Raw genomic sequence first — 9891 nt, 5'->3', positions numbered from 1 at the left:
TAGAAAAGGATGGCAATGCTGCTTGTAGTCACACTGCTTGCGCGATGCATACTATTGTGGACAACCAGCATACGCAAAACGATAGATTTACGTGTATAATAGACATGGCCTGTCATTTGTATGTTGGACAGGTATTAAGGGCAGCGGAGGATTGCCGCGCGGCCATGTGCTAAACAACATGTGACCTGAATGGGTAACATCAATGATGCAGCGGCACAAACTAGTAAGGTACTCCGTTTCCCAGCGTAACTATTTGAATCATGCATAGCTTCCTAACATTGCACAGCCTTTTGAAAAGCAGCCTTTTGAAAAATCGCCGTCCATCAACGCGTATACTGGGCCTGTTGTTGACAGCCCTACTCTTGCTTGCGCCCTTGCAACAGGTCGAAGCACAAATTTTCAAAATTCCGCACCCCGACACAACCATTGGCAATGCTTTTGGCTCTTCGGTAGCCATCGATGGTAACCGGGCACTTGTTGGGGCCAGTGCAGAACGAACTTGTGGCCCCAATGCCGGCGCAGCTTACGTTTTTGAACGCGACTCGACCGAAGGCACGTGGTCTCAGGCAGCCCGACTCACGCCACGCGACTGTGTGATCGGCGACTTCTTTGGCCGCTCCCTTTCTATTAGCGGAGACAGAGCTGTCATTGCTGCCTCCGGCGCTTTCCCCAGCCGGAATGCCTCCAACGCTGCCTACATTTTTGAGCGTGATTCAACCTCTGGTGAATGGAAAGAAGTTTTTAAAATTAGCCACAGGAGCGATGTGGAAGAAGGCTCTTTTGCCGCCTCAGTTTCACTCGATGGCGACCGGCTACTCGTAGCCACCTCTGGCGACCCTATTCGACATGAATACAGCGGCGCAGCCTATATCTATGAACGAAACGACGCCGGCATTTGGAAACAGACGACACGCCTATCGGGCAGCGGTTCTCGAGCCTATGGTGTATTTGGCGGCTCAGGTGCGCTCGATGGAGACTATGCCGTTGTCACGGCTTCGATGTATTACAAAGAAAAGCCAGGATCACTGTACATCTTTGAACGGGATCCACAAACCAACCGCTGGTCGGAAGCAAAACGGATCGGGGGGATTGATGACATTTTTATTAGTGTTGCCCTCGATGATAAATACATCCTTGCTGGAGAAAGTTTGGATGGAAGCAAAAAGTCTGGGATCGCGACCTTGTATGAACGCAGCGAAGACGGCGTATGGGGGTTGAAGCAAATCATCAAACCCAATGTCCCTTACAAATCGGGTGCGTTTGGATCCACTGTTTCTTTTGATGGCCAGAGCGCATTGATTGCCGGCTATGATGAACAGCTTGGGAAAAACTTCAACATCGACCGCGTGGTTTATGAATTCCGTTACAGCAGTGCACTCGATGAATGGAAACAACGTAGGATTTTTGATGTGGGTGCTGTAGATTTTGGGACTGCTATCGCTGCAGGTGGTGGATTTGCCGTGATCGGACAGGTATCTGATCAGCAGCCTGGTGCTGCTTACGTGGTAAAAATTCGCTAATCGCTCGCCCTGAAAACACACTTATAGTTTGAATAACGAGACTCAATCAGCGTGCTCGTATCAAAACGATACGCCTTTTATTTTTTAGAATCGCTTATTCTGGCCTAATTTTAGAGGATTTATGTCGACCCACATCTTGGCATATACTTTGATATGTAGTGGCAAACCCACTCATATGCTGCATATCAAGGCCGCGTATAAAAGAGGTTCACGGCGGGGGAATCAGGAGCAAACCGCCATGAATATCGCACACAGAGCTAACGCTCTACTATCGCCTCGCGGCAAAAACTTGAGCCCGATCCGGTTTCCACGGCACCTCCAGACTGGAATCGGGCTATTTTTTTTCTCTGATGACAGCATACACCACCACAGCCGGGTTAACCATCACTTGAAGCAGTTGGCTTCGCTTATGCTAAGCAGTACGTATAACGACATCAACTTTTTTAGTCCGGGCAGTGTAGCATGAAGTTATTCCAGGCGCTATTCATTTTAACAACCCTGATTTTTCTATACCTCCCTACTTATTCAACTGAACAAGTAGCAACTTCGGTTGATTTGAAAACCTTTACAGCGCCTGAGATGGATGCGCCGGCACCACAGCGCATTGCCCCATCAGCGGACTCTCTACAAAAGAAATTTGAACGCGCCGTTTGGAATAACGACACCCAGACGCAGCGCGTACTGCTTACGCAGGGCGTAGACATCAACCACGTCAACAAACAAGACGGCTACGCTTCTTTACACTGGGCCGTTGAACGACGCCTTACCCAAACCGTCCGCCTTCTACTCAAAAATGGTGCTGACGTCAATCTTTATACGCATAATGCAATTGGTAACGACCGCACAGCGTTACACATAGCTGCTGAATTGGGGCACGCAGATATCGTTCGAATCTTGCTCGAATCGGGAGCAGACATCAGTAAGAAAACCAATTTTGGAGAGTCTGTCTTGCATGGCGTGCGCCTGTTTGTAAAAAACCAGGACGTAGTCAAACAACTCATAGCACACGGAGCCGATGTGAATGCCTCGACAGCATTTGGCGCAACGCCGTTGCATGCTGCATCGCTGCTCGGCGCATCCAGTATCGTTGACTTGCTCATCAGCAAAGGAGCGGCTGTCGACCAGCCCAACAAGCGAGGCATGACGCCGTTACATCACGCGGCGCAACAAGGGCATTTGGATGTGCTTCAGAAACTTGTTGCTGCCAATGCCAATCTGGAAGCACAAACCCGCACCGGTGACACTGCGATGCACCTGGCAGCAAAGAAGGGACATTCAGACGTGATCCAGATGTTGTTGAATGAAGGTGCAAATCCGCTCTCGCTCAACAAGTTCAGCAAATCACCACTCACGGAAGCACGAGCGCGATCATACGATCAGGTTGTGCAGTTGCTTAGTGATGCATCCGACAACACCGAGACCGAAGGGTAATTCTTCCTGAAGCCCCTTTCATTCTTACCGCGCGTGCAAGACCTCCTCGAGCTACCCGGCCGGCATGTCTAGCAGACGCAGCGTCGCCTTATACCGCCTGACTCAGGGCTTTGTAGTTATCGAGTAGTTTGCGGACGCCAATGATCTCCCACAAATCGTGGTTGCGATGCATGGGGGTTACAGCGGCGTAACTTGGCCGGCAGTAAATCACTTCCTCACCAACACTATCTGCGATACAGGCTGCCAGGTATAACAGGCCTTTTTCCAGGCTCTGGCGAATATCACCTTTTTTAATCGCAAGGCTGGTTATATAGAATGCTTTAGGCTGCTCAACTTGCGAATAAATATCGGAAGAGTTGCCGTGAAAATAGTCGAGTTGCCCAACTGGCCCGAGCGTATCACTGTGCGCTTTGATGCTCCCAAAACGCTCATCTGCCGGATGCGGCTCAACTTCAAAGAAAGGTAATCTATCTGTTGTTTTCATAGTCTTGTTCAGGCTTGGGTCTTATTGCACATCACCCTTGCGGCGGGTGCAATATCATGAGACATTCATGTACTTGCCTAAACAGTAACTACGGGAGAATTAGCTCAAGGCTGCGCACTTTACAATACTTTACATCTGTTAGATAACCGTGAGCCTACCACAGCCTTACACCTCTACCTCTGGCGGAGTAGTTGCTTTACGATTCGATCATGCGCTCTACGGTTTCGAGCAATTCGACAATGGAGAAAGGCTTGCGCAAGAATCCATCAAAGCCGGCCCGATCAATCAGTTCGCGTTGATCCATTGCCGTTGTACTTGCGGCTACCGCAATTGCAGGAATCCGCGTGTACTGCGGCCGTTTGCGTAACTCACGGAGTACATCCACCCCACTTTTGCCACCTTGCAATTGTACATCGAGCATGAGCAAGTCGTACTGCATTGTATCAGCTTGCTTCAACAAATCGTCGGTACTCGGCACAATGGTAAGGTCATAGTAAGGCTGCAGCAAAGATCTGACGAGGCGTTGGGTTTCACTGTTGGTTTCGCCCACGAGTACCTTATGTCGCGTTATCGCTGCCTGACCGTTACCATTTTCGTGGATAAGAATCTCTTCGTCAACCGGGGCCGGAGCTGCCTCCACAGGCTGTGGCGCCGGCGCAGTAGCCACAGGAGCCGGGGCTGCCTCTACAGGCTGGGGTGCCGGCACGACTGGCTCTGGTATCACCGGTTCTACAGGTACGGCCTCAGGCTGCATTGCAGGCGGATCGAGCGAGGCAATAGCGTCAGCTACTTCGGTAAGTTGTTGTACCTGCGCTGGCGGCACCGGCGCTTCACCACGAAGTGCTTCATCAATTACAGGAATGCTATCTTCTGCACTGGCTGTTTCAGAGAGGTTAAACCTGACCTCAATCATGGGGTCGCCATCTTCATCAACACGAACAGCCATACCGCCAGTCATTGCCTCAGCCAAACGCTTAATCAACGAAAGCTCGAGGCCGGCTTTCTTCTGCAAAATGGTCGCCTTTCCTGCGCGGAAGACATCTTCAAGCGTAAGCAGGTGGCCGGCATTCAGCACAGGGCCAATGTGTTTGATCTCAACGATCCCCTCATTGTCCTGTTCGATAATATCAATGGTGATGATCCGCGACTCAGCCCACTCCAGCAGGTTGCGCATGAGGATTTCAAAAAGTCGGTGTACCAACACTTTATCAACCATCACGCGCAACTCATCGTCGCGGTAATTGATCTGGAAGCGCGGCCCCTCCTCGCGGCGCAAGGGCGCGAGCATTTCGACCGTGCTTTCAAGCACAGACTCGATGGAGACGCTGCGTTTGAGCAGATCGTTCGCATCTTTATCTGCATTGCCAAACGTAACCACCGCGTTGACATAGTAGAGCAGCCGGTTACCGGCATAATCCATAAGCCGCGCAAGCGTTGCGTTCGGAACCTCATCGGCATTCAACATCAACGCATCCGCAATTTTGATTGCGTCCGACAATGCGTGCTGGCTTTCTTCCTTCTGGCACGGATGTAAAGCCGACTTCACGTCTACAAGGTTGACCGCATCGTCAAATGCGCGTGTAAATTTGCTATCAACGGTTTTAAGAAGCGAAACATCCATACAAGTCAGCAGATAACCCTCCAGCGACCCGTCGGGCCGGCGAATGGGTACACTAGACTCCTGCATCCAACGATAGATGCCATCATTTCGGCGCAAGCGATACATGCACCCCATGGGTTCCCACTTCTCAAAGTCGCGCCCGTAGTATGCCAGATACTTCCGGTAATCTTCCGGATGCACTGCTTTGCCCCAGCCTTTGCCTTCCAACTGCTCAAAAGGCAACCCTGTAAAGTCACGTACTTTTTTGTTGACGTACTTGCACGAGCGGTCTGTGCTAAGCATCCAAACCTGAAATGGCATGCGGTCTGTCAGCCGGCGCCAGTCTACTTCACCAGGGGTTTTGCTACGCGGCGGTGGCGCATGCGCACCAATCGGCTCAGGACGTCGCTGCGGCAGCGGTGGCCGCGGCGCTTTAGACACTTCCTGCTGATGAATGACAGGGCGTAAAATACCGGTCTCTTCAACTGGCGCAACGGGTTCTGCTGGCGCAACAGGTAATGCGGCATCTTCCGGTGTTTTGGTATCAGCAACTGGGGCTTCAGGTGCTGGCTGCGCAGCCGCTGAATATCCTGACTCCGGATTTACCGGCTCCGGTTGTACGTGTTCTTGAGCAACAGGCGCTGGGGTAACTGGCGCTGGTGTAACTGGCGCTGGTAGAACAGGATCGGGTGCAACCGGTGGCTCGGGAACATAGGCAGGTTGCTCTGGCACTTCCATCACAGGCTGTTCAGGCGCAGGTGCTGCTTCGGGCGCTGGCGCTACTTCAGGTTCGGACTGCGGCGCAGGTTCAACTAAAACCGCGGCAGGTGCCGGCTCGGCACCCATACCCGTAAACTCGATATCCGGACGCATCACCGAGTAAATCAGTTCACGCTCATCATCAACGGAGGCATCCCATACAAAACGGCGATATCCGTCAAACTTGCTCATGTGCCGCATACTGATGCGCGAGATCGGCTGCCTCTTACGGATCTTCTGTAACTGATCCTGCACCAGGGCGCGGTCTTCCTGATGAATAAAGTTCAGGAAATGCTGGTTATCCAGTTCATCCAACTCAAAACCCAGTTCCGTAGGTAACCCGGGTCCTACGCGTTTGTAACACCCATCATATCCGATAGAAGCAATCAGTTTGTTTGGATTGTCAATTAACCGGTTAAATTTATCCTGCGTCATGCCGGGTGCAGCATTGGCCGCTGGTGTCGCGGGAGGAGGAGTGGCTGTCTGATCCACAGCAACCGGCGCTGGTGCCGGCTCAGGAATAGCCTGGTCACCATTGATATCCGCAGCAGGCGGTTCCATCAGGGACTGCGCCACGGGGAAAGGTTCAGGCGGCTCAACTTCTGGTATGATGGACTCAGCAAGTGGCTTGTCGGTCAGCGGCGCGTCGGGAATTGAGTCTCCCGTTGCCTCAGGCCGCGGAGCCGGCATGTTTTCAGCAAAAATCTCCAGCCCAACCTCATTGTCCGGTAATACGTCTGGCCGCGGATAATTTGCCTGCGGGATGTTGACTGGTGCCGGGCTGATAATATCTGATGTATCAAAAGACGTAGTTGCTGTCCGGTCAGCCATGCGTTCTCCTGGATGCGGCGTGATAGACGCCACGGGAGAAGCCTGCAGCGCAGACTGTTTGCGCAGTGTTTTTAATTCCTCTTGCGCTGCAGCCAGATCAGCTTCGGCGATCTGCCTGGCGCGTTCACTGTCTTTTAAGGCAGTTTCAGCCAGCCGGCGCGAAGCCTCGCTTTCCGTCACAGCTTCTTCAGCATCATGCCAGGATTCCTGGGCCTTCTTCATCGCCATTTCAGTGTTCTTGTGTGCGGTGATATCAATCACCTCTACAGCAAAACAAGAAATTTTATCTTCTGCATCGTGTACGGGCGAAACGCTAAACAAGCCCCATAAAATGGTCCCATCGCGGCGGATGAAACGTTTTTCTTTCTGATAAAACTCAATTTCACCGCTGATCATTTCTCGCGCATAGGCATTGTCCATGCTGCGGTCATCTTCGTGGATCAGCTTTTCAATTGGAATTTTGAGCAGGGTTTTTTCAGGATATCCCACCCAACGGACAAAAGCGGTGTTGACCTCAAGAATGCGCTTATTGGGAATCATGAGGGCCTTGCCCACTGCAGCACTCTTGAAGAGGGTGGTGTAACGCGCCCGGTTGGCCTGCACAGATTCCTGGCTGTGCTTTAAGGTGGTAACATCCTGTATGGTGCCCACCAGCATTTCAACGCTGCCTTGCTTGTTCACAATGGGCCGGCCGCGGTTGTAAATCCATTTTACGTTGCCATCAGGCATAATGAGTCGATACTCAACCGTATACGGTTTCTTCTCGGTCAAGCCATACTGGATCGAGCGCTGCAACGTCTGCGCATCTTCCGTGTGGCACTGATCCAGGAATTCCTGCATCGATGGCGCTTGCGGCGTGATGGGAAAACCATAAATAGCAAATACGCCGTTTGACCAGATCATCTGCTGGTTCGAAGGATAGAATTCCCAGAACCCAAAATGTCCTAACTCTTCAGATTCGGCAAGCCTGATTTTCATCTCTTCCAACTGATCAACAACTTGCTTCAGACCCTCTGTTCGTTTTTCTACAACCGAGTTGAGGTGCTTTTGCTGTTCAGCTTGCTGATCGGTAATATCGTCTTGCCGCTTGATGAGCATCGCCATGGCAACCATCGTAAAAATAGCCATCAACCGGTTCATCAACCCGCCCAATACGGTATAGTCTTCTCCCAGGAAGAAAGCCAGTACGGTAGCAATGCCGCATGAAGCGCTAAACCAAATCACATCAGAGGGTTTTAGTACCCACATCAATACGATGAGGCCGATGACATACGGGACGCCGCCGAAGATGCCAAAAGGGACGAGGCAATCAACGATAAAAATTACGCCAAGGACAGCGTAGCTCAGATAGAGCGAGAATTTATTTTCTGTTTGAGGTGTTTTCATGATCTCCCTCCAATACGTGGTGTAAGGGACATCGCAAGGTCTAAGGGGGCAGAGGCGGTCAGGTGTGAAGTGTTATGAGCCTCTTCCCTAGTGGTAGAGGGATGTAGATACAAAGAACTTGCAATTTCAAGAGGTGTACTTGGAACGATCAGCCGGTAGAATTCCCTACTGATCTTGCTTCGTATCTTAACACGCACGAAGGGGTCAAGTTGATCCGTCCGAGACATAATCTCCGAGGGACACTTTTGATTAAAATAAACATCATCGTTGGGGCTTTTTGCCGCGTGCATTGCAAAGACGAACTTCCATTCTCATTAAAAAAACGCAAAGCGCGTTTTTACAGCCATTTACACATGGTTCTATAGATACAATATTCGCTCCGAATGGCCGGTAATACGGAAGTAAGGGCACGTCGAAGGGTAGGGAATCAACCGTATTTTCTTAATCGCTTTAGAATTGGCACTACTTCGTTGGTTTAAGAAGCATTTGGCATCTCTTTGATGTAAATGTCTCGCTTCGGAAACGGTATTTCGATACCAGATGCATTGAGTTGTTCATACAAACTGCGATTGATTCGGTTAACAATCTGTTCTCGCTTGTCCGGTGTCGTGATCCAGCAACGCAATTCAAAATCGAGCGCAGAATCGCCGAAGCCGGCAAAGTGTACTGATGGTGCCGGATGCATCGCCAACATCTCCTCCCCTGCAGCAACTGCCAGCAACGCACGCTCCACATCATCAAGTGCTACGCCATACGCCACACCAATCGGAATTCGGAGCCGTTGCTTAACCGTTGGCCCGCCACTTTCATTTACAATTTTTGAATTGGCAATAATCGAATTGGGGATGGTAATCTCTATCATGTCGTTGGTCAACACCCGGGTGCTACGCAACCCGATTCGGGTAACCCGTCCCCGTTCGGTACCATCAAGTACGATGAAGTCTCCTATTTTGTAAGGCGAATCAGCGAGGATAGAGAGGCCGGCAAACAAATTGGCAAAGGTATCCTGTGCAGCAAGGCCAATACCCAGGCCAACAATACCAGCAGAAGCCAACCACCCACTGATATTGATATCCCAGGAAATAAGAATCAAGTAACTACCAAGCGCAAAAATGATCACCTTCGCCGCGATATCAAACAGCGGGACGGTCGCTTTTTGTACCATCCGCGATTGTTTGTTTTCACTGGTTGCGGTGATAAGCGTCCGCGCAAGACGCAGGGCAGCAAATAACCAGATCAGAATGATCAACGTGATAATAACACGCCGGCCAACGGCTACCATATCCGTCTCGGATCCAAGCACGCTTAAGGCCAGCATTACCCCAAGCAAGGCAACCGTGCGAAAAATAGGCTTGTGTAATACATCAATTACCTTGTCGTCCACATCAGACCGGGTACGACCCGTCAACGAGCGTATGGCCCGGCCGCAGATAACATCCACAATTTTAGCCAGAATAAACGACAGCACCACGATGACCACAGCCTGAAGCCGTACGTCACTGATATACGAACCAAGAAATGTCTGGAGCGCTTGCAGCATGGGAATCGAAGTATTTTGCTGAACGAAAGGCTTTAAACAAGCAACGGACAGCTTTGTGGGTAACGGTGCGAGCAATAAAACGGGGGAAATCTACCAACAAACGGGGCAATCAACCAAATCAAACAGCGGGTAATGCAGGCAGGCTACGACATTTACGCAGGCTGCATGCACCCGCCCAGCTTACCATGCGGCATTATCGCCATCGATCACGCGCCACATGTACCAGCTGGCAATAGATCGGTAAGGACGCCATTTTTCGCCAAACGCATCGATAGCTTTGGGTTTGGGCAGCTCATCGTGCTTGTAAATTTCTTGAAATCCTTTGCGGATGACGAGGTCG

Annotated in this window: 5 protein-coding genes; 2 read left to right on the top strand and 3 right to left on the bottom strand. The window is 51.0% G+C overall.

The features are described from left to right. Window positions 1-305 precede the first annotated feature (305 nt). Together AAF564_23470 and AAF564_23465 are read left to right on the top strand one after the other, a co-directional pair. Window positions 306-1520, top strand: coding sequence for an FG-GAP repeat protein (locus AAF564_23470; protein MEM8488527.1), 1215 nt, complete (start codon window positions 306-308; stop codon window positions 1518-1520). A gap of 462 nt (window positions 1521-1982) precedes the next feature. Further along, window positions 1983-2951, top strand: coding sequence for an ankyrin repeat domain-containing protein (locus tag AAF564_23465; GenBank protein MEM8488526.1), 969 nt, complete (start codon window positions 1983-1985; stop codon window positions 2949-2951). Window positions 2952-3039: 88 nt separating this feature from the next. Here AAF564_23465 and AAF564_23460 read toward each other — a convergent pair whose 3' ends face one another. The 3 genes from AAF564_23460 to AAF564_23450 all read right to left on the bottom strand — a co-directional run bounded on the left by AAF564_23460 (window position 3040) and on the right by AAF564_23450 (window position 9551). Then, entirely contained in the window at window positions 3040-3435 is a 396-nt protein-coding gene (locus tag AAF564_23460; GenBank protein ID MEM8488525.1) for a hypothetical protein, read from the bottom strand. Window positions 3436-3631: 196 nt separating this feature from the next. After that, window positions 3632-8011, bottom strand: a complete 4380-nt coding sequence (locus tag AAF564_23455) for a PAS domain S-box protein (GenBank protein ID MEM8488524.1) — start codon at window positions 8009-8011, stop codon at window positions 3632-3634. A gap of 475 nt (window positions 8012-8486) precedes the next feature. Further along, window positions 8487-9551, bottom strand: coding sequence for a mechanosensitive ion channel family protein (locus tag AAF564_23450; GenBank protein ID MEM8488523.1), 1065 nt, complete (start codon window positions 9549-9551; stop codon window positions 8487-8489). Window positions 9552-9891 lie beyond the last annotated feature (340 nt).

The organism is Bacteroidota bacterium, from assembly GCA_039111535.1.
In the GTDB taxonomy this organism is placed as follows: Bacteria; Bacteroidota; Rhodothermia; order Rhodothermales; family JAHQVL01; genus JBCCIM01.
This window is presented reverse-complemented; position numbering and strand designations above follow the sequence as displayed.